The sequence below is a fragment of the Pseudorhodoferax sp. Leaf274 genome (assembly GCF_001422445.1).
In the GTDB taxonomy this organism is placed as follows: domain Bacteria; phylum Pseudomonadota; class Gammaproteobacteria; order Burkholderiales; family Burkholderiaceae_C; genus Pseudorhodoferax.
Window position 1 is genome coordinate 101,468 of record NZ_LMNA01000004.1, and the last position, 22,357, is coordinate 123,824.

Genomic DNA, 22,357 nt, shown 5'->3' on the forward strand with positions numbered 1-22,357 from the left:
GGCAGTCGGATGCAAGACACCAAGTTCATGCCTGGATCTCGGCATAGACGTCGAGCGTGTCCTTCGCCATGTCTGCGATGGTTCTCTCGTAGCCGGTGGTCTCGGCAAGGGCGTAGAGCCCCTCCGGCGCTGCGAGCAAGTCCCTCAAGCGGACAAACAACGCATCGGCGCTGCCTCTGTCGAATGCATATCCGTTGCGGCCCGGCTCCAGAAACTCTGTCATTCCTGCCACGTCGGAGACCAGGACCGGCGTATGGGTCGCCAAGGCGTTCAGAAGAACCAACGGACTGTTCTCGTACCAGCGAGAGGGGATCACCAGCACATCCATCTCCGCCAGCTTCGACGCCATCTGCGCCGATGGAAATGTGCCGAGGAACGACACCTTGTGTCCCTCGGCAAGAGACCGCAAGCTTGCCATGTAGGTGGGGTCCTGGTCGGCCGGCCCGTGGATCCGCAGTTCCGCAGCGTCCTTCGGAAGACGGCGAAAGGCTTCGATGAGCAGGTCTGTCCCCTTGTGCGGCGCGATCTGGCCGATGAAGCCGATCACCGGCCGGTGGCCGGGCGCGCGGCGGGGCTTGGAACTGCGGTCGATGTCCACGCCGAACCAGATGTCACGCATCGGGGTCGCGATGCCATTGGCCTCATAGGCTTTCTTCAGAAAACGCGTCGGCGCCACGGCGCCCTTGTACCCACCGTTGTACAAGCCCAGCAGTGTGTCGGGGCGGCGCGCAATGTCCTCCAGCAGGCCATCGACGGGCCCGTTGCGCAGACCCGGCAAGCGTCTACCAAAGTTGGCCGCGCTCGCGATCCACTGCGCCGAGCGCGGCGTGGTGGCTCGACGGACCCACCGGTCTGCATAGGGGCTGCGTGCCGCATCCTTGAGGTAGCAGGCCATGCAGTTCGTGCGCGAGGGGGAAGGTCCTGCGCACAGGTCGCCGTTGGCCGCCTCCAGCTTGTTGTTAAGGCAGAACCCAAAAAAATCAGTGAACGTGGCGTAAGTGGCAATGCCAAGCTGCTGCGTCACTTCGAGCAGCGCCGCCGTGTGGTTGATCAGATGCGTGACATGCACAACGTCTGGCTTGAGCTCGCGCAACACGCCTTCCAGCACAGGACGCATGTCGGGCTGGTAGTAGGTTTCCTTGACGCGCGTGTGCGGCACGCTGTTCTTGTCGATGCAGACAACTGGAATGCCCTGGTGCTCATAGCGGCTCACGAGTCCATCGCGTGCAGGCTCACCTTGGAACACTGCCGACACGACAACGACATCGTGGCCAGCCGCACGGTAGTACTTGGCCAGGTCCAGCGTGTACGTCTCTGTGCCGTAGAAATGCTCAGGAAAAAAGCAGTGGACGAAGAATGCAACTTTCACGCGGGATCCTTGCGCGGCTGTTCGCTGACCTCAGCGTAGATGCGCGCGTAACTGGCAATCATGGCCTGTATCGAGAAATTTTCCTGGGCACGCCGCTGCTGTGCATCGCCCAGCCGATGGATGCTCTCAGGCGCATCGAGCAGCCCGACAGCGATGCCGGCCAGTCGCTCAGCGTCGGCGGGCGGCGCCAGTAGCGCGCGGTCGCCAACGATCTCACCGATGGCACCGATGTCGTAGCCGATCACAGGCACCTTCATGCTCATCGCAAACGGGCTGACCTGGCCGAAGCTCTCTTTCCACACCGGCGCGACGAACAAGCTCATGCGTCGGTACAGCGCCGGCAGTTGGTCGTAGCTGACATAACCCGTGAACTCGAAGTTGTCTGCGACCCCCGCGGCCTGCACTGCATCCCGGTACGGCTCGTACAGACTGCCGCCGCCAACGATCAGGATGCGCGTCTGTGGTCGCAACTGCGCGATGCGGATGAAAGGCAGGATGGCGTCTTCATTGAGCTTGTCGCGCTCGAGGCGGTAGACCATGCCCACGCAATCAGCCGGTGCGTGTTCGGCAGGGCCGCGCGTGAAGAGATCGAAATCCGAACCCGGATAGACGGTCACGTGCTCCGCATCGGGTGAGCCAAAGACGTTGCGCACGTAGTCACTCACGTAGACGTAGCGGGCGACAGCCTCAGATCGGTGTGGCGCGATTGGCGTGTTGACGTTTTCGATCACCGGCAAGCCGAGGTGTTTCGCCGCCTCGATGACCGTGGCATACCAAGGCTCGTCGCAGTCGCCCCAGTAATGCACGTGCACCATGTCCGGCCGCGTGCGCTGGAAGTACGCGACGAGCGGTCCGATGTCCTGAGGAAAACGGCACTCTTCGATATCCACTCCCACGTAGGCAGGCGGGTCCGGATTAAAGCTCGTCAGCACGGTCTGCCGGTACTGGCTTCCCAAATACTCGACCAGGTCGATCACCAGGCGCGACGAGCCCCCCGTCATGAAGTTGGCGATCGCATGGACGATCTTGGGCGCATCAGCGGGGGCGGCTGGTGGCACCTTCACCTGGTAAGCGCTCGAATCGCTGTTGTTGGTAGCGGGCACTACGGGGGTGAGGCCGAACAGGCGCTGCAGTCGCGGCACGAGGCTGGAACGCCAACGGCGCGGCAGCAGCCCGCCGCCGACGGTGGCGACAAGCAACAACAGCTTGCGGAAACCAAAAGGATGGGTAAGCAGAATGTCGCGCAACCGGAACCAGCGCGTCAGCTTCAGGGCCTGCAGCGCTGCGGCAGTGGTTTGCTGTTCTGCCTTCACTTCGTTGTAGCGTGCTTGGCCGTCGGCCAGCAATTTGTCGCGCTTGGCTACCTCGGCATAGAAGTAGTGGCGCTCCTCGTCAGTGCGCTGAGCCTGCGCCGCGATCTCCTGTTCAAGCGCATGGATCCGCACAGGCAGCGCGGCCAGGCTTTCACGCAATGTCTCGGATTCCCGCAAGGCGTTCCGATGGACCATGTCCAGCTGCAGAACATGTTCGGCCTGCATGCTGTTCAACTCCAGGCCCAGTGCGTGGAGCCGTTCTTGCTTCTCGTGCACAGCAGCCTCGAGTCGTGCAATCTCCGAGGCTTGGCGGGCAAGATCCTCTTCCTTACGCGATAGCACCTCATGGGCACCCTCCAATTGCTGGCCGATCTCCTGCAACCGCTGGTCCTTCGCCTCCACCGTGGTTCCCATCAACACGTGCAGGCCGTTCAATTCCGTCCCGAGCGCTTGAAGGCGTTCGTGCTTGTCACGGATCTCGGCTTCCAGGCGCGCGACCTCATGCCCGACCTCGGAAAGTCGCAGATCCTTCGCTGCAATCACCGCAGTCAGATCGGCGACCTCAGGCGATCGGGCATCCTTAACTTGGTGGAGCGCCTGCAACTCTAGGCCAACATCTTTGAGCCGCTCATCCTTCAACAACACAACAGCCTCAAGCCGGTGAATCTCCTCACCGAGTCGCGCCAGATCTCCATCCTTGCGGGCCACTTCCGCTTCCAGGCGATAGAGGTTTTCCGGGTTCCAGCTGGCGACCCGCACGTTCAAACGCCACTGGGCGACAAGCTCGACCGTCAGCGCGGCGGCCGGCCGCATGCCGACCCGGCCTTGGATGGAATTTTCCTGGGCCACGTAGACCGCCAGGTCGTCCTCGGACACCGGAACGCCGATACCGCTCGCCAAACCGAGCAGGATGTCCTGCAAAGCAACACTGCATTCCGGCGCAGCCTGAGCCACCGATGTCACACCGAAGAAGCTCAAACCCAGACTGCGGAAGACGAGGAAGCCAAGCGAGCATGGCTCGCTCAAATGCCATTCCTGATCGAAAAACACAGCATCGTCGGGCGAGCGCACGATCAAGTTGCGCGGCACGGCATCGAAGTGGTTGCCGTCGATGGGCGTGTTCTTGTCCAGTGCGGCATCTGCAGCCAGATCCGCATGCCGGACGAATGCCCTGAACCATGTCGCGGCCCAAGGCAGCAGCTGTTCCATGGACCAGCCCGGACGATTCAGGATGCGCACCAGCTCCTTCTGCCAGTGCTGGCCAGAAACGAATTCGACCTCCTCGAATTCGACAGCCAAGCCGTCCGCCGTCTGTTCCCAGAACCCTTCAGGTCCGACCAGTGGGCGGTGCTGGACCAGGATGTTGTCCGCCGCGTCTTGCGTAAAGGCAACCTCTTTCGCGAAAGACTGGCGACGCGCACTGGCGTAGTGAAAGGCAAGTGCCTGCGGCTCTGGGAGTGGTCGATCGGAGGCCACGACCGCAAATGAATTCGCCAACGCGCCAGCCAAGCGATTGCGGAACACGGGCGCCCATGCGCTTTCGAGCGAGAAACTGGTGGCACCGCGCTGGGGATCGGCAAGCACCGAGTTCTGCAACAGCGGCGCCAGATCGACCGAGGCATGCACGCCGGACTCAGACAGGATGCTGATCGGAAACTTGTAGTCGGGAAACGGATACCACCAGCGCTGGTGGTCCCAGCCCGCAGCACCAAGAAGGCTACGCAGTTCATGCTCACCGAACGTTACGGCGTCGGAGTTGCCATAGAGGTCCTCGATGCCGTACATGGGCACACCGTTGTGGTCTTCCGGTCGGCCTGCGAAGTACTTGAGACCGAGCTGGTTCTCGATTGCCAGCAGCAAGACTCCGCCCGGCTTCAACATGGTGCGAGCGCGGGCCAGGGTCGCCGCGATGGGATCCCGTCCTGGCTCCGCTGCGAAATACTTGCGCGCGTACTCGAGCACACCGATCAACGTGACGACATCGAAGCGTTCTGCAGGCTCGAAGCTGTCGAAGCTGTCGCAGACGACCGAGACGTTGCCAAGTCCGCGGCAACGTGCGGCGGCAATCTCCGCGCGGACGATGCTGCCCTCGAGTGCCACCACATCTGCACCAAACTCACCCAATGCCCGCGTGATGGCGCCACAGCCGCAGCCGATCTCAAGCACGGAACCTGCCAGCAGGCTACGGAACGGCCGCAGCAGGTTGATGCGACCGCGCCCGAGGTGGTAATGACTCGGCCAGTCATTGATCGCCTCTGCAAGCTCTTCAGAAAATATGCTTGGGTCTGCGCACCCACGCACGATGCCCAGAATCCGCTGCTCCACAGCATCGCCGTCGCTGTAGGCGAACGCGTGGAGTTCCGGGCGGCGCCAAACGCCAGTCCGGGCATCGAACGAATAGTCTTCAGGCAGCCGCATCGGCGCCCCCCTTGGCAACCACACCGCCCGCTGCAGCGCCATGGAACTCCGACTGCATCTGCGCGCCGACATCGAAAATGCCGCTGAAAGCCTGGTGCTCTGCCGCGAGCACGGTGAGCAGGATGGAGTCATAGCGGCGGTCGTGCGGCACCACATCGCCATTGGGCTGGCGAGATGCCACGCCTATCGAGATGAAATAGTCGCCCGGCGCGAAAGATGCCAAGAAGGAGATCGCGACCCCTAGAGCATGGCCCGCGTCGCCGGAACCGCCGATACTGCCGCAACGCTGCAGCTCCGAATTGGTGTTGTACAGGGTCACGCCCTCTTTCGTCTTGATGGTGAACCCCACGATGGGCCGCACGATGTGCGAGATAAACCGGATGGACAGCCTCAGTTGGACCCCGGCCCCGGAATGCACGGCGCCGACATCGGCTCGTCCACCCTCTTGCATGCAATGGTCCAACAGCAAGGCGCCACCATCGCCCCACCTGTATTCATGGGCGTTGTACGTAGGATGCAGATGGAAGCGGTCGTCGGTGACCGACAGCCCATAGCTCTGTTCAGCAACGTCCTCAGTTGGCAGGGCGGCGGCCTCGACGTCCCCCACTCGCTCCACACCGAACATGTCGTCCAGATACAGGTTGATGACGTCACGCGGCTTGCCAATGGCCACCACGTCACCTGATTTCAGGAACACGGCCCTGTCGCAATGGGTGGCGATCTGCTCGGTCGAATGCGATACGAGCAGGATGGACGTACCTTGCGCCTTGAGCTTCTTGAGGTGGGCAAAGCACTTGGCCTGGAACTTGGCATCACCGACGGCAAGTGCCTCGTCCACGATCAGGATGTCAGGGTTGGACTGCGCCTGCACTGCAAAGGCCAGACGGACAACCATGCCGCTCGAATAGTTCTTGACGGGCTGAGAGATGAACTCACCAATGTCGGCAAATGCCACGATGTCGTCGAAACGGGCATCGATCTCGTCCTTGCGAAGACCAAGCACGGCGCCGTTGAGGTAGACGTTCTCTCGGCCAGTGAACTCTGGATTGAAACCCGACCCCAACTCCAGCAGCGCCGCGATACGACCAGATGTGCGCACTGACCCGCGCGACGGCGTCAGAGTGCCGCAGATCATCTGGAGCAAGGTTGACTTGCCCGATCCGTTGCGCCCGATGATGCCGACCGTTTCACCCTTTTGGACAGCAAACGAAGCGTTCTTCAATGCCCAGAACTCACGGTAGTAAGGCGATGCGGATGGGCGACCCAACATGCGTCGCAGCCGCGGCACGATGAACTGCTTCAGGCGATCACGCGGAAGTTCGTAGACCTGATAACACTTCCCAAGCCCGTCGACTTGGACCGAAAACTCAGAGGACATCCGCGAAACCTTTGCGCGTCTTCTGGAACCAGGCATATCCAGCCCAGGCCACGAAGACAGCGACAAGCATGTAAACACCAAGCCCCAGCCAATCTGGCGCCTTGCCCCAGATCAGGACGCTGCGCGCCTGCTCGATGATGAAAGTCAGTGGATTGAGAAAGAGCCACGCCTGCATGCTTTGCGGCAGTGCGGTCACCGGATAGAACACCGGCGCCAGAAACATCATGGCCGACGTGATGATGCCCACGGTCTGGCTGACGTCTCGTAGATAGACGCCCAGCGAGGCCAGGATCCAAGCCAACCCCGTCGTCAACACCAGCAGCGGCAGGAACACCAGGGGGGCCAGGATCGCTGACCAGTGCAGGTATCCGGTGAAGAACAGAATCGCCACCAGCAGGACTCCCAGGCTCACCATGCAATGAAACAGCGCCGCAAGCACGCTGACAAGCGGCAGGATCTCCAAAGGAAAAACCACCTTCTTGACCAGATTGGCATTGGCGAGCACAAGGGCCGGCGCCCGATTGAGCACTTCAGACAGCAATCCATGCACCATCAGGCCCACGAACAGCACGATCGCGAACTGAGCCTTGCCTTCCTCGGCGCCCACGCTCCAGCGCGCCTTGAACGCCACGGAGAAGACGAAGGTGTAGACCGCCAACATCAGCACAGGATTGAAGAAGGACCAGGCCATGCCAAGGAACGAGCCTTTGTAGCGCCCCACGACCTCGCGCTTGGCCAACTGGAACACAAGATGGCGATGCCTGCGGACTCCGCGTACCAGTGCCAAAAGAGAGGTGGGAGGCGCCGCGTGGGGATCCGCCACGACGGACGAAGTCGTCATGGGAACTGGTCCGCGTCCGCGAGGGGAAGGCCCTGCTGATCCTTGGCCGACAAGTTGGGTAGACCTTCAAGCGGCCAATCGATCCCGATGGCTGGATCGTTCCATGCAATACAGCGCTCGTATTCCGGCGCGTAGTACTCAGAGGTCTTGTACAGGAAGTCGGCTGTGTCGCTCAGGACCAGGAATCCGTGGGCGAAACCTTCTGGAATCCATAGCTGGCGCTGGTTGCCTTCGGTGAGCTCCACGCCCACCCAACGCCCGAAGGTCGGAGACGACCTCCGCAAATCGACGGCGACGTCGAACACGGCGCCGCGAACGACGCGCACCAGCTTGCCCTGCGGGCGATGGATCTGATAGTGCAGGCCGCGCAGCACGCCTTTTGCAGACCGGGAATGGTTGTCCTGCACGAAGTCGACACGCCGCCCAACGGCAGCCGCGAATTGAGCGCTATTGAAGCTTTCAAAGAAGAACCCCCGCGCATCGCCGAACACCTTGGGTTCGATGACGACCACATCGGGAATTTCTGTTGGCACGATCTTCATCGAGCGCGTCCTTCCTTGACCAATCGCAGCAGGTACTGACCGTAGCCATTCTTGCGCACGGTGTCGGCAAGTCGAGAGATCTGAACATCGTCGATCCACCCAGCCCGCCATGCAATCTCTTCGGGGCAAGCAATCTTCAGCCCCTGTCGATTTTCCAGCGTTGCGATGAACTGCCCCGCTTCCAGCAGGCTTTCGTGCGTGCCCGTGTCCAACCAAGCGTAGCCACGCTGCATCACCTGCACGTTGAGTTGGCCTCGTTCCAGGTAAATCTGGTTCACCGCAGTGATCTCAAGTTCGCCGCGTGCGCTGGGTTTCACGGCCTTGGCAATTTCCACGACCTGTTCGTCATAGAAATACAGGCCTGTCACGGCATAGCTGCTCTTGGGCTGCGCCGGCTTTTCCTCGATGCTGCTGGCCCGGCCTGCCTTGTCAAAGGCCACCACTCCATAGCGCTCCGGATCGTTGACGTGGTACGCGAACACCGTAGAGCCATGCTTCTCCGCACTGGCCGCGGCAAGCAGGTGGGCCAAGTCGTGACCATAGAAAATGTTGTCACCCAGGACCAAGGCACTGGCTGCGCCTGCAAGAAACGCCTCTCCGATCAAGAAAGCCTGCGCCAACCCATCCGGACTCGGCTGCACCGCATACTGCAGGTTCAACCCCCACTGGCTTCCATCCCCCAGCAACTGCTGGAACCGCGGCGTGTCCTGCGGCGTGCTGATCACCAGGATGTCGCGGATACCTGCCAGCATCAGAGTGCTCAGCGGGTAATAGATCATCGGCTTGTCATACACCGGCAGCAGCTGCTTGCTGATCGCCAACGTGGCCGGATGCAGTCGGGTGCCGGAGCCGCCTGCGAGGATGATGCCCTTGCGTTGTGTCGTCATGCGGAGCGCTCCATGGTTTCGGTGAGCATGCGGGCCACGCCCGTTTGCCAATGCGGCAGTACGAGGCCGAAGGTCTCGCGGAGCTTGCGCGTGTCCAGGCGACTGTTGCCGGGTCGTGGGGCTGCCACCTTGAAGGCGCTGGAGGCAACGGCCTGCACGGCCTCGCCGGTGGCCTTCAGTGCCAGCCCACGTTGCTGAGCGAAGTCGATCACAAAGCGCGCGTAGCCATGCCAGGAGGTTTCGCCTGCGGCCGCAAGGTGGTACAGGCCAGCCAGCGCGTCGCCACTCTCCGCTTGCGCACGGCGCAGCACCAGGGCCGTCACATCGGCCAGCAACTCCGCGCCGGTCGGCGCACCGAACTGGTCGTCCACCACCGTCAGGCGTTCGCGCTCTGCCGCCAACCGCAACATGGTCTTGGCAAAGTTCTGTCCGCGCGCGGCATAAACCCAGCTCGTGCGAAAGATCAGGTGGCGGGCGCAATGCTGCTGCAACAGTTGCTCGCCTTCGAGCTTGGTGCGGCCATAGACGGACAGCGGGCCAGTCGGGCTGCTCTCGGTCCAAGGCACGCTGCCGCTGCCGTCGAACACGTAGTCGGTGGAGTAATGGACCATCCATGCGCCCAACGCCTGCGCCTCACGCGCCAGCGTGCCCACGCCCAGCGCGTTCAACGCGCGCGCGAACTCGGGTTCGCTCTCCGCCTTGTCCACCGCCGTGTGGGCGGCGGCATTCACGATGACGTTGGGCGCCACGCTGCGCACGGTCGCGGCCAGTTCCTCGGGGCGGCTCAAATCACCACACAGGTCAGTGCTGTCGAAGTCCAGCGCCACCAACTCGCCCAGCGGCGCAAGGCTGCGCTGCAGTTCCCAGCCGACCTGCCCGCCCTTGCCCAACACCAGGATCTTCATGCCGTCACGCGCTCGCCGTAGTTGGTCGACACCCACTCGCGGTAGGCGCCGCTCTGCACGCGCGCGACCCAGTCGGCGTGCTCCAGATACCAATCCACGGTCTTGCGGATGCCCGTGTCGAAGGTCTCGGCCGGCTTCCAACCGAGTTCTCGCTCGAGCTTGCGGGCGTCGATGGCATAGCGGCGGTCGTGCCCAGGGCGATCGGTCACGTAAGCGATCTGCTCCGCGTAGGACGTGCCATCGGCGCGCGGCCGCTTCTCGTCCAGCAGCGCGCAGACCGTGTGCACGATCTCCAGGTTGGGCTTCTCATTCCAGCCGCCCACGTTGTAGGTCTCGCCAAGCTGGCCGGCTTCCAGCACGCGGCGGATGGCGCTGCAGTGGTCGCCGACATAGAGCCAGTCGCGGATCTGCTGGCCGTCGCCATACACCGGCAGCGGCTTGCCGGCCAGGGCGTTGACGATCATCAGCGGGATCAGCTTCTCGGGAAAGTGAAACGGGCCGTAATTATTGCTGCAATTGGTTGTAACAGCAGGCAAGCCGTAGGTGTGGTGGTAAGCGCGTACCAAGTGGTCGCTGGCCGCCTTGCTGGCCGAATAAGGGCTGTTGGGCTCGTAACGGTGCTGCTCGGTGAACGCGGGCGCCTGCGCCTCGAGAGAGCCATAGACCTCGTCGGTGGACACATGCAGGAAGCGGAAGGCCGCCTTGCGGTCGGTCGGCAGCGCACCCCAATAGGCCCGCACAGCCTCCAGCAGGCCGAAGGTACCGACCACGTTGGTCTCGATGAAAGCGGCCGGCCCATGGATGGAGCGGTCGACATGCGATTCCGCCGCGAAGTTGACGACAGCGCGCACCTGGTGCTCGGCCAACAGCCGGCCGACCAGCGCCGAGTCGCCGATGTCGCCCTGCACGAACTGGTGCCGCGCATCGCCGGCCAGGCTGGAGAGGTTGTCGAGGTTGCCGGCGTAGGTGAGCTTGTCCAGGTTGATGACTGGTTCGCCCGCCGTGGCAATCCAGTCCAGGACGAAGTTGGTGCCGATGAAGCCGGCGCCGCCGGTGACAAGGATCATGGGGAGGTATCCGCAAAACGAGCCGGCGATTATCGCAGGCAGGATTCGGGCCAGTCGGCGCTTACAGTTGGCTGCATCCATCCATTCGAGGATTCCCGCCATGGCCAAGAAACCGAATCCCTTCAATCCCTTCGGCGACGATGCGTCGGCCGCGCAGTTCGCCGAGTCGGTCCGCGCCTCAGCCCAGCAGATCTGGCTGGCAGGGCTCGGGGCCTTCGCCAAGGCGCAGGCCGAGGGCAGCAAGGTGTTCGAAGGCCTCGTCAAGGAAGGCGCGGGCATGCAGCGCAAGACCCAGGACGCCGCACAGCAGGGGCTGCACGAAACCGGCGCCCGCATGGGCAGCATGGCCAGCGAATTCGGTGCGCGCGCCGCCGGCCAGTGGGACAAGCTGGAAGGCATCTTCGAGGAACGCGTGGCCAAGGCGCTGCGCAAACTGGGCGTGCCGCGCCTGGAGGAACTGGAGCAGCTCGCCGCGCGTGTGGAAGCCTTGGAACAGGCGGCCAAACGCCCACCGGCCACGCGCAAGACCGCCGCGCAGCCACGACACGCGGCGGCCGCGGCGGCACCCCAGTCCGCACCGGCAAAGCGGGCTGCGCGCAAGCGCGCCTCGCCGCGTGGCGACTGAGCAAGGCGCCATGGCCCAAGACACCATCTGGACAGCATCGGCGCTGCGCGATCTCGCAGGGCAGGCCAATGCCCGGCCCTGCGACTCCTGCGCCACGCTGCCATCCACCGGTTGGGAAACCGTCCCCGTCTCACTGGACCGCCAGCGCCTGCAGGTGCTGGGCATGCTGTACGACCCGCTGGCCGGCAACCCGCTGGAATCCACGCTGGAGGAGTACCACCCGCAGCGCACGCGCTACTGGTCGGCAGACGCGCCCATCGCGCCGGGCTGGTTTCCCTACAACCGCTGCGGCGTCTGGCAGTGCCGGGCCTGCGCCACCGTGTTCCTGCGCTACGCAGAGCATGGCGGCTACTTCGAGGAAGAGCGCATCCGCCGCGTCGTGCCGGCGCTGGTCGACAGCGCGGCACCGCCACCGGGAAACACCTAGCGTCCGGCGGCATCGGGCTGCGGCATGCTGCGCCGCAGGGAGGAACGATGCCGAAGAAAGCCCCACGCAGGACGGCCGAACGCATTCTGGAAGTGACGCTGGCGCTGTTCAACCGCTTCGGCGCGCCCAACGTCTCCACCACGCTGATCGCCGCGGAGCTGGGCATCAGCCCCGGCAACCTCTACTACCACTACCCGGCCAAGGACGAACTGCTGGGCGCGCTGTTCGACCGCTATGCCCAGCACATGCACGAGCTGCTGGACGCCGGCGCCGAGGTGCGCGATGTGGAAGACGCCTGGTTCTTCCTGCACAGCCTGTTCGAGCGCATCTGGGAATACCGCTTCCTCTACCGCGACCTGAACGACCTGCTCAGCAACCACCGCCGGCTCGAGCAGCAGGTGCAGCAGGTGCTGCAGGGCAAGACCCGCGCGGTGCGCGACATGCTGGCCGGCTTGGCGGCCAACGGCGCGCTGCAGATCGACCCGCGCACGGCCGAGCCTACGGCCACCAGCATGGTGGTGGTGCTGAGCTGGTGGCTCAGCTACGAGTACGCACGTGCGCCGCGCGACGCCCTGGAGCCGGCCGCGGCGCAGGCCGCACTGCTGCGCGGCGCCCACCACGTGCTGATGCTGCTGGCACCCTACCTCGTACCCGCACAGCGCGAACACCTGCTCGCCCTGGTCGCGGCCTATGCGAAGGAAGCGCCTGTCACGCAAACCACCTAGACTTGGCCCCGACACCCGCCACAAAAAAGAGGAGACCACGATGGGCGACTGGAGCGCATTCCCGCATGCGGGCGCATTCCATCTCGATGCAGCCGGCGTGCTCCAGCGCTGGGCCAGGCTGCACGCCGGCGACGGCGAGCCGCCTCCAACCGATCCGGCCGTGCTGCACGCCTGGGTGCTGTTCCACAACGGCGACTTCGCGCAGGCCTGCGCGGCGGGCCTGGCGGCGGGCGGCACCGGCCTGACCGTGGCCAACAAGGCCACCGCCATCTACGCCAACTACCTGGAGCCGAGCGAGAGGGAGCGGCTGGACCTGTTCCGCATGGTCGCCACGCGCGCCGAGCAGCAGGCCCAGGCCACGCCGGACGATCCGAACGCCTGGTACTGGCACGCCTACGCGCTGGGGCGCTACAGCCAGGGCATCAGCATCGCCAAGGCGCTGGCCCAGGGCCTGGGCAACAAGGTCAAGGAATCGCTGGAGAAGGTCATCGCGCTGGCGCCGCGCCATGCCGATGCCCACATCGCGCTGGGCACCTTCCATGCCGAAGTCATCGACAAGGTGGGCGCACTGATCGGCTCCATGACCTACGGTGCCAAGAAGGAGGTCGGGCTGCGCATGTTCCGCCAGGGCCTGGAACTGCATCCGGCCTCGGTCATCGGGATGGTGGAGTACGCGCATGCCCTGCTGATGCTCGAGGGCGACGGCCAGATGGACGAGGCCAACCGTCTCTACGAACGCGCGGCGACGGCCGAGCCGGCGGACGCCACGGAACGGCTGGACGTGGACCTCGCCCAGGCCGCACTGGCCGACTGAGCCGCGAACGCGCGCCAGTCCTACAGCGCGAGCCGGCGGGCGTCGGTGGCGCGCCCGGCGCGTCTTGCCGAGCATGCAGGGGCACCCAACCGGAGGTCCCGCCCATGATGAACATCTTCGAAGCCCTGCGCATCAGCCACACGCTGCAACGTGCATTGGCCGACCAACTGGTCGCCACCAGCGGCGACAGCAGCGAGCGCCAGCGGCTGTTCCTTGATCTGCGCCGCGAGCTGGCCGCGCACGAGACCGCGGAGGAACGCTGCTTCTACGTCCCGCTGATGGAACACGATGCCGCCGTCGACACCTCGCGCCATGGCATCGCCGAGCACCACGAGATGGACGAGATGGTCGAGGAACTCATGGACATGGACATGTCCTCGCCCGCCTGGCTGACCAAGGCGCGCGCGCTGCACCACAAGCTGCACCACCACCTGGACGAGGAAGAACAGAAGTTCTTCCAGCTGGCCGGCAAGGTGCTCAGCGCAGCACAAAAGACCGCGCTCGCCAAGGAGTACGAGGCAGAATTCACCACCCAGCGCATACAGGCCTGAGCCCTCGCGGGCCGCAACGCCGTGTGCACGCCGCAGCCCCCCCAGAGGAGATCGCCATGTCCGAACTGCAGACCGCCTTCCAGGCTGCCGTCGTTGCATCCCAGCAGCGCAGCCAGCGCCCCGACAACTCCACACTGCTGCGCCTGTACGGCCTCTACAAGCAGGCCAGCACCGGCGACAACAAGGTCCCGAAGCCCGGCTTCTCCGACATGGTCGGCCGCGCCAAGTGGGACGCCTGGAACAAGCTGCAGGGCATGCCGGCCGAAGACGCCATGCAGCAGTACATCGACGCCATCGCGGCGCTCGACGACTGAGGGCTCAGCGCACCGGCGCCAGCCGGGCCAGCGCGGCGTCGCGCGCAGCCTTGGGCTGCGCGGCCAAGGCGGCCACGGCCGCATGGAAGCGCGCCCAGTCGCGGCCTTCACGCTCGAACAAAGCCTCGAACGCCGGAACCTGTCCGTCGTAGGCTGCCTGCACGCCGAACACCGCGTTGTTGGCACGGGCGATGTAGGCGTCGTAGCCCGCAAAGCCCTGCCAGTGGTCGCGCTTGAGCCTTGCATAGGCCTCGTGGAAGTCCGCCATGGCGCGGGCCTTGCGTTGCTCCACCGGCTCGGGGTTGTCCGCATCGGCGTACACCGCGGCCAGGGCCTGGCGCGTCTGCAGCATCAGCGCCCGCAGTTCGCGGCGGCGGCCGTCGAAACGCAGGTAGGCCTCGCGTGCCGCATCGCTGGCCTGGCTGGCCAGCCATTCGGCGCCGCCAAGACGTTCGACAGCCGTGGCATAGGACTCGTTGAACGTCGTGTCGTCCTTCACGTAGACCACCTGGTGGGCCAGTTCGTGGAACAGCAGGCGGGCCAGTTCGCCTTCGGTGGAGCGGATGAAGGTGTTGAGCAGCGGGTCGCCGCCCAGCCAGTTCATCCAGCCCAAGGTGGAGTAGGCCGGCACGCCGTAGACATTGCTTTCCAGGCCCTCGGCCCGCAACTGCTCGGCCAGCGCGCGTGCCTGCGCCTCGTCGAAGTAGCCGCGGTAGCCGATGCAGCCCGTGAACGGGAAGCACCAGGTCTTGAGGGTCAGCGAGTACGGCGGCGCCGCCACGGCATTCCAGACGGCCGCGGGCCGCTGCAGGTCGGCGTAACGGTGGTAGCTCGCGTTGTCGGGAAGATGCAGACGCTCCACCGCAAACCGGCGCATGCGCTGCGCCAACTCCAGCTGCTGGCGCACGTCCGCCGGTGTGGCGGGGTCGTCCAGCCAGCCCTGGATCGGCCGGGCCGCCTGCATCAGCGCCAGGTGTCCGCGGGCCGACTGCAGGTAGTAGGACGTATCGGCGCACCCCGCGAGGGCCGCCAGGGCCAGGGCGGCGCCGAGGCGCTTGAGCAATGCACGATTCAACACATCGGGCAGTTTACGGGCAGGCCATCCGCACGCTGGCACGCAGGTTGCTCGCGGCTCGGCACGCCCTCCGTGTTCCGTGCAACGGCCGTGAACCAAGACGCCCCGCCAGCGTCGAACAGCTGACATGCCACAGCCCCCTCGCCCCAAGAGCCAATACGGCCGCCTCACCGCGCTGGCCAGCGGCCACCACCTCGCCACCCTGACCGCCCAACGTGTCGTCGAGCAGGGCGGCTCGCTGGTGGACGCCATGGTGGCGGCGTCGGCGATGTTGACAGTGACCCTGCCGCACGCCGGATCGTTGGGCGGCTGCGGCGTGCTGCTGGTCTACGACGCGGCTTCGCACCAGGTGCAGGTGCTCAACGGCACCGGCCGCGCGCCGGCCGCCACGCCGGTCGACGAGATCGCCGCCAGCGGCGTGCCGCGGCGCGGTGTGCGCGCCGCCGTCACGCCCACGCTGGTGCGCCTGTGGGCGCGGGCCCACGAACGCTTCGGCCGGCTGCCGTGGGCGCAGCTGCTGGCGCCCGGCATCGCTGCGGCCTCCGCCGGCATCGGCACATCCGAAGAGCTGGCGCGCAACCTCGCGCAGGCCGATCCGGCCGTCGCCGTGCAACCGGGCTTCACCGACGCCTTCCACCGCAACGGCCAGCCGCTCGCGGCCGGCCAGCCCATGCGCCAGCCGCAGTTGGCCGAGGTGCTGCAGGCCATCGCGCGCCAGGGCGAGGCAGGCTTCTACAGCGGCTGGGCGGCACGCAGCCTGGCCGCCTTCTGCGCCGAACACGGGGGCTGGATGGGCCAGGACGACCTGGCCCAGGCGCAGGCCGACTGGTGGGAGAGCTGGAGCACGCACTACGCGGGCCGCCAGGTGCACGTGGCACCGCCCAACTCGGCCGGTGTGCTGATGCTGCGCCAGCTGAACCTGCGCGCCGCCGCCGGGCCGTCCCAGAACGATCCGGCGCACGATGTGCTGCGTGCCGTGGCGGTGCTGCAGCGCTACCGCGCCCGCCTGGGCGACCCGGCGCGCCGCCGCCTGATGCCGGCCGACTTCGAGCTGGGCGAGCGCCACATCGGCAGCGGCCCCATCGATGCGGCAGCGACGCGGCTGACGCCTGCCGATGCCACCGGCTTCGTGGCCATGGACGTGGCCGGCAACGCCGTGGCCTTGCTGCAAAGCGTGTTCCAGCCGCTGGGCAGCGGCGCGGTGGACCCCGGCACGGGCGTGCTGCTGAACAACCGCATGGCCGAGTTCCGCGCCGAACCGGGCCTGCCCAACAGCGTGCAGCCGCGCGCACGCCCTGCGCACACGCTGTCGCCCTGGATCGTGGTGCACGGCAACCGGGCCGAGCTGGCCGCCATCTCGCCCGGCGGCATCGGCCAGACCACCGGCGGCCTGCAGTTGGCCAGCGGCGCCCTGGAGACCGAGGCCACGCTGGGCGAACTGGCGGGACGGCCGCGCTGGAGCCTGGACGACGCGGGCGAGGTGCTGCTGGAGGCGGGCATGGACCAGGCCGTGGCGCCCGCACTGCGCGCGCACGGGCTCACGGTGCAGGAAGGCGCCGGCCAGCAGCTGCACTTCGGCTCGGTCAAGGCCGTGCGCGCCCATGCGCATGGCGGCCTGGAGGCCGTGGCCGACCTGCGCCGGCAGGCGCATGCGGTGGCCTGGTAGAGGCCGGGGCGCAAGCGGCACCGTCCTACAGACCACGCCTTGACTGGGGCTTTCCCGTTTGGGAAGAATTTGTTGCATGCGCAACCCCCTCATCCCCAAGATCGAGGCCCAGCTGCAGGGACTGCCGGTTCCCGTCGCGCTGCAGCTGCCGGCCGGTGAACGCGTGGGCGCCAACGGCGCCAAGGTCACGCTGTCGTTCCAGGACTGGTCCAGCCTTGCCACCATGGCCGCTGGCCAGATCGGCCGGCTGGCCGAGGACTTCGTCGAGAGCCGCGTGCAGCTGCAGGGCCGCATGCGCGACTTGATGGAGGTGGCGGCGCGGCTGCTGCCGGGCCATCCGGGCGAGCAGGCGTCTTCGGGCTGGTGGGCCGGCGTGCTGCGGCGGGCCAAGTCGCTGGCCGCCCACTCGCCGGCCAGGGACGCAGAGCAGATCCAGTTCCACTACGACGTGTCGGACGACTTCTACGCGCTGTGGCTGGACGACAAGCGCGTCTATTCCTGCGCCTACTTCCGCGACGCCGGCATGGGCCTGTCCCAGGCGCAGGAGGCCAAGCTCGACCACATCTGCAAAAAGCTCATGCTGCACGGCGGCGAGCGCTTCCTGGACATCGGCGCGGGCTGGGGCGGCCTGCTGCTGTGGGCCGCCGAAAACTACGGCGTGGACGCCACCGGCATCACGCTGTCGCGCAACCAGCATGCGCACGTGAACCGCGAGATCGAGCGGCGCGGCCTGTCGGGCCGCGTGCGCATGCTGCTGTGCGACTACCGCGACCTGCAGGCCGAACCCTTCGACAAGATCGCCTCGGTCGGCATGTTCGAGCACGTGGGCCGGGCCAACATGCCGACCTACTTCCGGCGCATCCACGAACTGCTGCGGCCCGGCGGCCTCGTGCTCAACCACGGCATCACGGGCTCCTCGGTCCACCACGACCAGCTGGGTGCCGGCATGGGCGACTTCATCGAGAAGTACATCTTCCCGGGCGGCGAGCTGCTGCATGTCTCGCATGTGCTGCGCGAGCTGGCCGGCGCCGGCCTGGAGATGGTGGACACCGAGAACCTGCGCCCGCACTACGCGCGCACGCTGTGGGCCTGGTCCGATGCGCTGGAGGCGCGGCTGGACGAAGCCCGGCAGGTGCTCGCGTCCACGGCCAGGGATGCCGGCACGGCCGAGCGCGTGCTGCGCGCCTACCGGCTGTACCTGGCCGGCAGCGCGATGAGCTTCGAGCACGACTGGATCTCGCTGCACCAGATGCTGGCCAGCCGGCCCAGCGGCAGCACCAAGACGGGCCCGATGACGGGCGCACAATCGGCCTACCCGTTCAACCGCGGCTACATGTACCGCTGACCCCGCATGCTCTTCAAGTTCAAATCCAAGGCCACCGGCGACCTCATCATGCTGGAGCCCAACGGGCGCCGCGTGTTGCAGCTGATCGGCAAGGAGCCGGGGCCCAGCGGCATCATCCTGCCCGAGCAGATGACGGCCGCCGTTGCCGCGCTCGAGAAGGCGATCGCCGAAGAAGACGCGGCGCAGAAGGCGGCCGAGGACGAGGCCCACGCCAAGGGCGAGCAGCCCAAGCTCAGGCCCGAGGCCGTCTCGCTGCGCCAGCGCGCGGTGCCCTTCATCGAGATGCTGCGGCGTGCCCAGGCTGCGGGCAAGGAAGTGGTCTGGGGCGTCTGACGCCCCCGCCCCTCCTCTTCAATCCACCTTCGCGCCCGAGGCCTTGACCACGGGCTGCCACTTCTTCAATTCCGCATCGATCAGCGCGGCGAACTGCTGCGGCGTGTTGCCGCTCGGGATCGCGCCCTGGGCCAGCAGCCGCTCGTTGACCTCCTGGGTCTTGATGGCCTTGGCCACGTCCTGCTGGATGCGGTTGACGATCTCCGGCGGCGTGCCCGCTGGCGCCAGCAGGCCGAACCAGGAGCTGGCCTCGAAGCCCTTGAGCGCCGGGCCGCCGGCCTGCTCCACCGTGGGCACGTCGGGCAGCGCGGCCGAGCGCTGCGCGCTGGTCACGGCCAGCGCGGTCAGCTTGCCGGCCTTGATCTGCTGCATGGCCGAGGGCAGGTTGTCGAACATCACGTCCATGTTGCCGCCCACCATGTCCATGAGCGCCGGGCCCGAGCCCCGGTACGGGAAGTGCACCATGTAGGCGCCCGTCATGGTCTTGAACAGTTCGCCCGCCATGTGGATCGAGGTGCCGTTGCCGCTGGAGGCCATGTTGAGCTTGCCCGGGTTGGCCTTGGCGTAGGCGATGAAGTCGCGCACGTTGTGGATCTTCAGCGCACGCGCCTTCTCGGCATTGACGACCATCACGTTGGGCACGCCGGCCACCAGGCTGATGGGCGAGAAGTCCTTCACCGGGTCGTAGGGCATCTTGTCGTAGAGCCACTTGTTGATGGCGTGCGTGCCCACCGTGCCCATCAGGATGGTGTAGCCGTCCGGCGCTGCCTTGGCCACGATGTCGGCGCCGATGTTGCCGCCGGCGCCGGCCTTGTTGTCCACCACCACGGGCTGGCCCAGCGACTTGGTCAGCTCGACCGCGACCGCGCGGGCCAGGATGTCGGTGGTGCCGCCGGGCGCGAACGGCACCACCATGCGGATGGGCTTGTTCGGCCAGCCCGGCTGGGCCAGCACCGGCAGCGCCGTCGCGCAGGCGGCCAGGGCGGCGGCACCCAGCAGCAGGCGGCGCATCGACAGGAAGGATGTCATCACGGAGTCCTCGGTTCGGCAGTTGCCGCGCACGCGCGGCGGTGTGTGGGATGTGGCTGCGCCTGCGCGCGTGGCAGCGATGCTAGGCGAGCGCCATGCTGCACTGCGCCAGTGGTAACCCGGGCGACAGCGGCTAGGGAAAGTACGGAGCACTCGTCTGAAAAGCGCGCAGATGCTTGACGCCACCAAGACAAATAAGGAGACACCGCGATGGCCGTTCGTTCCCTTGCCGCGCTGGCCCTGGCCGCGCTGGCGCTCTCGGTCGCGGCGCAGACGCCGGCCGAGCGCGCCGCCACTGCCGTGAAGAAAGTCGACGGCACCTTCATCCAGGCCAACGTGGCCAAGACGCCCGACTGGCCCAGCTACGGGCTGGACTACGCCGAGACCCGCCACAGCAAGCTCGACCAGATCAACGCCGGCAACGTCAAGCAGCTCGGCCTGGTCTGGTCCTACGACCTGGAGAGCACGCGCGGCGTGGAGGCCACGCCGCTGGTGGTCGATGGCGTGATGTACGTGACGGCCTCGTGGAGCGTGGTGCACGCCATCGACGCGCGCACCGGCCAGCGCATCTGGAGCTACGACCCGCAGGTCGACAAGTCCAAGGGCTTTCGCGGGTGCTGCGACGTGGTCAACCGCGGCGTGGCGCTGTGGCAGGGCAAGGTCTACGTGGGCGCCTACGACGGCCGGTTGATCGCGCTGGACGCCGCCAGTGGCCGCGTGCTGTGGCACAAGGACACGCTGATCGACCATGCGCGCAGCTACACGATCACCGGCGCGCCGCGCGTGTTCAAGGGCAAGGTCATCATCGGCAACGGCGGCGCCGAGTACGGCGTGCGCGGCTACGTCACGGCCTACGACGCCGAGACCGGCGAGCAGAAGTGGCGCTGGTTCACCGTGCCGGGCGACCCGTCCAAGCCCTTCGAGGACGCGGCGATGGAACGCGCCGCCAAGACCTGGGACCCCGCCGGCAAGTACTGGGAGGCCGGCGGCGGCGGCACGGTGTGGGACACCATGGCCTTCGACCCCGCGCTCAACCTGATGTACATCGGCACCGGCAACGGCTCGCCCTGGGCGCACAGCAAGCGCAGCCCCAAGGGCGGCGACAACCTGTACCTCTCGTCCATCGTCGCGCTCGACCCCGACACCGGCGCCTACAAGTGGCACTACCAGGAGACCCCTGGCGACAACTGGGACTACACCGCCACGCAGCCGATGATCCTGGCCGACCTCACGGTGGACGGCAAGCCGCGCAAGGTGATCCTGCATGCGCCCAAGAACGGCTTCTTCTTCGTCATCGACCGCAGCAACGGCCAGTTCATCTCGGCCAGGAACTTCGTCGACGTGAACTGGGCCACGGGCTACGACGCCAAGGGCCGGCCGATCGAGATCGCCGCCGCGCGCCAGAACGACAAGCCCGGCGACAGCATCCCCGGCCCCTACGGCGCGCACAACTGGCACCCGATGTCGTTCAACCCGGCCACCGGCCTGGTCTACCTGCCGGCCCAGCACGTGCCGGTGAACCTCATGGACGACAAGGACTGGCAGTTCAACAAGGACGTGCCGCTGCGCCCGCACTCCAACCAGGGCTGGAACACCGCCAAGTTCCTCAACGCCGCGCCGCCCACCAGCAAGCCCATGGGCCGGCTGGTGGCCTGGGACCCGGTGGCGCAGAAGGAAGCCTGGGGCGTGGAGCATGCCTCGCCCTGGAACGGCGGCACGCTGACCACCGCCGGCAACCTGGTGTTCCAGGGCACGGCCGACGGCCGCATGGTGGCCTACGACGCCAAGACCGGTGCCAAGCTGTGGGAGACGCCGACCGGCACTGGCGTGGTGGCCGCGCCGGCCACCTACCTCGTGGACGGCAAGCAGTACGTGTCGATCGCGGTCGGCTGGGGTGGCGTGTACGGCCAGGCCACGCGCGCCACCGAGCGCCAGGGCCCGGGCACGGTCTACACCTTCGCGGTCGGCGGCACGGCCAGGATGCCGGCCTTCGTCGAGTACCGCGCCGGCAAGCTGCTGCAGGGCGTGAAGTACGACACGTCCAAGGTCGAGGCCGGCACCGGCCTGTACGTCAGCAACTGCGTGCTGTGCCACGGCGTGCCGGGCGTGGACCGCGGCGGCAACATCCCCAACCTGGGCTACATGGACGCGGCCTACATCGAGAACCTGGACAAGTTCCTGTTCAAGGGCCCGGCCATGGCGCGCGGCATGCCGGACTTCACGGGCAAGCTGTCGATGGCCGACGTGGAGGCGATCAAGGCCTTCATCCAGGGCACGGTGGACGCGGTGCGGCCCAAGTAGCCACGCCTCCATGAAACTGAGATTGCATTCTCAGTAGAATCGCGGGTCGCATCTTCTGCGGCCCGTTTTACTTGCGCCTACCGATCCGCCTCCTGCTGCTGCGCCTGCTGCTGGTGGCCGTGTTCTTCAACACGGCCATCGGCGTGCCGGCGCACGCCATCGAGCACCTGCGCGAGGCCCAGGCCAACGCGCTCGGTGCAGACGGGCCGGCCGACGAGCGCGCCGAGGCGCACGCCGCCTGCGCCTGGTGCAGCAGCCACGCGCAGCTGGAGCATGCGCTGGAGGCAGGGCCGCCGCTGATCCGACTTCCGGCCAGGGCGGCGGGCCAGGCCATCGTCTGGCGCGGCGTTGACGCGCCCGCCAGCGCGGAGCGCTGGCCGTTCCGCTCGCGCGACCCACCGCAAGCCTGAGACCCCGCCGCCACCGCGGCGC

The 22,357-nt window shown here is 66.4% G+C and carries 21 protein-coding genes; 11 read left to right on the forward strand and 10 right to left on the reverse strand.

Features of this window, described 5'->3' with window-relative positions; all coding sequences use genetic code 11:
- Window positions 1-25: 25 nt before the first annotated feature.
- The 8 genes from ASF44_RS08755 to rfbB are packed head-to-tail and all read right to left on the reverse strand — an operon-like array spanning window position 26 to window position 10,720.
- Window positions 26-1,369, reverse strand: coding sequence for a glycosyltransferase family 4 protein (locus tag ASF44_RS08755; RefSeq protein ID WP_056898835.1), 1,344 nt, complete (start codon window positions 1,367-1,369; stop codon window positions 26-28).
- Window positions 1,366-5,142 (reverse strand): glycosyltransferase, encoded by a 3,777-nt coding sequence (locus ASF44_RS08760; protein WP_056898836.1) that lies wholly within the window; start codon window positions 5,140-5,142, stop codon window positions 1,366-1,368. Before ASF44_RS08760 ends, ASF44_RS08755 begins: the two co-directional genes overlap by 4 nt.
- A complete protein-coding gene (locus ASF44_RS08765; protein ID WP_056898837.1) occupies window positions 5,087-6,478 on the reverse strand; it encodes an ABC transporter ATP-binding protein in 1,392 nt (463 codons plus the stop codon). Before ASF44_RS08765 ends, ASF44_RS08760 begins: the two co-directional genes overlap by 56 nt.
- The gene (locus tag ASF44_RS08770; protein WP_056898838.1) at window positions 6,468-7,319 is read right to left on the reverse strand and encodes an ABC transporter permease; all 852 of its coding nucleotides are present in this window, start codon (window positions 7,317-7,319) and stop codon (window positions 6,468-6,470) included. The genes ASF44_RS08765 and ASF44_RS08770 overlap by 11 nt, the downstream gene beginning before the upstream one ends.
- Complete coding sequence (rfbC, locus tag ASF44_RS08775) at window positions 7,316-7,861, reverse strand: dTDP-4-dehydrorhamnose 3,5-epimerase (RefSeq protein ID WP_056898839.1); 546 nt, start codon at window positions 7,859-7,861, stop codon at window positions 7,316-7,318. Before rfbC ends, ASF44_RS08770 begins: the two co-directional genes overlap by 4 nt.
- Complete coding sequence (gene rfbA, locus ASF44_RS08780; protein ID WP_056898840.1) at window positions 7,858-8,748, reverse strand: glucose-1-phosphate thymidylyltransferase RfbA; 891 nt, start codon at window positions 8,746-8,748, stop codon at window positions 7,858-7,860. The genes rfbC and rfbA overlap by 4 nt, the downstream gene beginning before the upstream one ends.
- Entirely contained in the window at window positions 8,745-9,653 is a 909-nt protein-coding gene (gene rfbD, locus ASF44_RS08785) for a dTDP-4-dehydrorhamnose reductase (protein ID WP_056898841.1), read from the reverse strand. Before rfbD ends, rfbA begins: the two co-directional genes overlap by 4 nt.
- Window positions 9,650-10,720 carry a dTDP-glucose 4,6-dehydratase gene (gene rfbB, locus ASF44_RS08790; protein ID WP_056898842.1) on the reverse strand — a complete coding sequence of 357 codons (1,071 nt, stop codon included), beginning with the start codon at window positions 10,718-10,720 and terminating at the stop codon, window positions 9,650-9,652. The genes rfbD and rfbB overlap by 4 nt, the downstream gene beginning before the upstream one ends.
- A gap of 100 nt (window positions 10,721-10,820) precedes the next feature.
- Between rfbB and ASF44_RS08795 the strand changes: the two genes are divergently transcribed.
- The 6 genes from ASF44_RS08795 to ASF44_RS08820 all read left to right on the forward strand — a co-directional run bounded on the left by ASF44_RS08795 (window position 10,821) and on the right by ASF44_RS08820 (window position 14,176).
- Window positions 10,821-11,345 (forward strand): phasin family protein, encoded by a 525-nt coding sequence (locus ASF44_RS08795; protein WP_056898843.1) that lies wholly within the window; start codon window positions 10,821-10,823, stop codon window positions 11,343-11,345.
- Between the two features lie 10 nt (window positions 11,346-11,355).
- Complete coding sequence (locus ASF44_RS08800) at window positions 11,356-11,772, forward strand: hypothetical protein (RefSeq protein WP_056898844.1); 417 nt, start codon at window positions 11,356-11,358, stop codon at window positions 11,770-11,772.
- 47 nt (window positions 11,773-11,819) lie between these two features.
- Window positions 11,820-12,497, forward strand: coding sequence for a TetR/AcrR family transcriptional regulator (locus ASF44_RS08805; protein WP_056898845.1), 678 nt, complete (start codon window positions 11,820-11,822; stop codon window positions 12,495-12,497).
- 40 nt (window positions 12,498-12,537) lie between these two features.
- Window positions 12,538-13,311 carry a hypothetical protein gene (locus ASF44_RS08810; RefSeq protein ID WP_056898846.1) on the forward strand — a complete coding sequence of 258 codons (774 nt, stop codon included), beginning with the start codon at window positions 12,538-12,540 and terminating at the stop codon, window positions 13,309-13,311.
- Window positions 13,312-13,415: 104 nt separating this feature from the next.
- Window positions 13,416-13,862 (forward strand): hemerythrin domain-containing protein, encoded by a 447-nt coding sequence (locus ASF44_RS08815; RefSeq protein WP_369820912.1) that lies wholly within the window; start codon window positions 13,416-13,418, stop codon window positions 13,860-13,862.
- Between the two features lie 56 nt (window positions 13,863-13,918).
- Window positions 13,919-14,176 carry an acyl-CoA-binding protein gene (locus ASF44_RS08820; RefSeq protein ID WP_056898847.1) on the forward strand — a complete coding sequence of 86 codons (258 nt, stop codon included), beginning with the start codon at window positions 13,919-13,921 and terminating at the stop codon, window positions 14,174-14,176.
- A 4-nt stretch (window positions 14,177-14,180) separates the two neighbouring features.
- Here the strand turns inward: ASF44_RS08820 and ASF44_RS08825 are convergent, their stop codons facing one another.
- A complete protein-coding gene (locus ASF44_RS08825; protein WP_235579172.1) occupies window positions 14,181-15,239 on the reverse strand; it encodes an aminopeptidase in 1,059 nt (352 codons plus the stop codon).
- Window positions 15,240-15,378: 139 nt separating this feature from the next.
- Between ASF44_RS08825 and ASF44_RS08830 the strand changes: the two genes are divergently transcribed.
- From ASF44_RS08830 to ASF44_RS08840, 3 genes are all read left to right on the forward strand, one after another.
- Complete coding sequence (locus ASF44_RS08830) at window positions 15,379-16,917, forward strand: gamma-glutamyltransferase family protein (protein ID WP_056898849.1); 1,539 nt, start codon at window positions 15,379-15,381, stop codon at window positions 16,915-16,917.
- Window positions 16,918-16,993: 76 nt separating this feature from the next.
- A complete protein-coding gene (locus tag ASF44_RS08835) occupies window positions 16,994-18,262 on the forward strand; it encodes a cyclopropane-fatty-acyl-phospholipid synthase family protein (RefSeq protein WP_056898850.1) in 1,269 nt (422 codons plus the stop codon).
- A 6-nt stretch (window positions 18,263-18,268) separates the two neighbouring features.
- Window positions 18,269-18,595: a DUF1840 domain-containing protein gene (locus ASF44_RS08840; protein WP_056898851.1), complete on the forward strand. Its 327-nt coding sequence runs from the start codon at window positions 18,269-18,271 to the stop codon at window positions 18,593-18,595.
- A gap of 18 nt (window positions 18,596-18,613) precedes the next feature.
- Here the strand turns inward: ASF44_RS08840 and ASF44_RS08845 are convergent, their stop codons facing one another.
- Entirely contained in the window at window positions 18,614-19,624 is a 1,011-nt protein-coding gene (locus ASF44_RS08845) for a tripartite tricarboxylate transporter substrate binding protein (RefSeq protein ID WP_056898852.1), read from the reverse strand.
- Between the two features lie 210 nt (window positions 19,625-19,834).
- On the opposite strand from ASF44_RS08845, the gene ASF44_RS08850 reads away from it, so the two are divergent.
- A complete protein-coding gene (locus ASF44_RS08850; protein ID WP_056898853.1) occupies window positions 19,835-21,925 on the forward strand; it encodes a PQQ-dependent dehydrogenase, methanol/ethanol family in 2,091 nt (696 codons plus the stop codon).
- A 71-nt stretch (window positions 21,926-21,996) separates the two neighbouring features.
- Window positions 21,997-22,335 (forward strand): DUF2946 family protein, encoded by a 339-nt coding sequence (locus ASF44_RS08855; protein WP_056898854.1) that lies wholly within the window; start codon window positions 21,997-21,999, stop codon window positions 22,333-22,335.
- The last annotated feature ends 22 nt before the right edge of the window (window positions 22,336-22,357 follow it).

What these genes read in the sequence shown, in the direction of transcription:
- rfbC (WP_056898839.1), bottom strand. Translation starts at nt 7,861, where the DNA reads ATGAAGATCGTGCCAACAGAAATTCCCGATGTGGTCGTCATCGAACCC.
- ASF44_RS08810 (WP_056898846.1), top strand. Translation starts at nt 12,538, where the DNA reads ATGGGCGACTGGAGCGCATTCCCGCATGCGGGCGCATTCCATCTCGAT.
- ASF44_RS08770 (WP_056898838.1), bottom strand. Translation starts at nt 7,319, where the DNA reads ATGACGACTTCGTCCGTCGTGGCGGATCCCCACGCGGCGCCTCCCACC.
- rfbB (WP_056898842.1), bottom strand. Translation starts at nt 10,720, where the DNA reads ATGATCCTTGTCACCGGCGGCGCCGGCTTCATCGGCACCAACTTCGTC.
- rfbA (WP_056898840.1), bottom strand. Translation starts at nt 8,748, where the DNA reads ATGACGACACAACGCAAGGGCATCATCCTCGCAGGCGGCTCCGGCACC.
- ASF44_RS08845 (WP_056898852.1), bottom strand. Translation starts at nt 19,624, where the DNA reads ATGACATCCTTCCTGTCGATGCGCCGCCTGCTGCTGGGTGCCGCCGCC.
- ASF44_RS08800 (WP_056898844.1), top strand. Translation starts at nt 11,356, where the DNA reads ATGGCCCAAGACACCATCTGGACAGCATCGGCGCTGCGCGATCTCGCA.
- ASF44_RS08760 (WP_056898836.1), bottom strand. Translation starts at nt 5,142, where the DNA reads ATGGCGCTGCAGCGGGCGGTGTGGTTGCCAAGGGGGGCGCCGATGCGG.
- ASF44_RS08830 (WP_056898849.1), top strand. Translation starts at nt 15,379, where the DNA reads ATGCCACAGCCCCCTCGCCCCAAGAGCCAATACGGCCGCCTCACCGCG.
- ASF44_RS08815 (WP_369820912.1), top strand. Translation starts at nt 13,416, where the DNA reads ATGATGAACATCTTCGAAGCCCTGCGCATCAGCCACACGCTGCAACGT.
- ASF44_RS08765 (WP_056898837.1), bottom strand. Translation starts at nt 6,478, where the DNA reads ATGTCCTCTGAGTTTTCGGTCCAAGTCGACGGGCTTGGGAAGTGTTAT.
- ASF44_RS08835 (WP_056898850.1), top strand. Translation starts at nt 16,994, where the DNA reads ATGCGCAACCCCCTCATCCCCAAGATCGAGGCCCAGCTGCAGGGACTG.
- ASF44_RS08820 (WP_056898847.1), top strand. Translation starts at nt 13,919, where the DNA reads ATGTCCGAACTGCAGACCGCCTTCCAGGCTGCCGTCGTTGCATCCCAG.
- ASF44_RS08795 (WP_056898843.1), top strand. Translation starts at nt 10,821, where the DNA reads ATGGCCAAGAAACCGAATCCCTTCAATCCCTTCGGCGACGATGCGTCG.
- ASF44_RS08805 (WP_056898845.1), top strand. Translation starts at nt 11,820, where the DNA reads ATGCCGAAGAAAGCCCCACGCAGGACGGCCGAACGCATTCTGGAAGTG.
- rfbD (WP_056898841.1), bottom strand. Translation starts at nt 9,653, where the DNA reads ATGAAGATCCTGGTGTTGGGCAAGGGCGGGCAGGTCGGCTGGGAACTG.
- ASF44_RS08840 (WP_056898851.1), top strand. Translation starts at nt 18,269, where the DNA reads ATGCTCTTCAAGTTCAAATCCAAGGCCACCGGCGACCTCATCATGCTG.
- ASF44_RS08850 (WP_056898853.1), top strand. Translation starts at nt 19,835, where the DNA reads ATGGCCGTTCGTTCCCTTGCCGCGCTGGCCCTGGCCGCGCTGGCGCTC.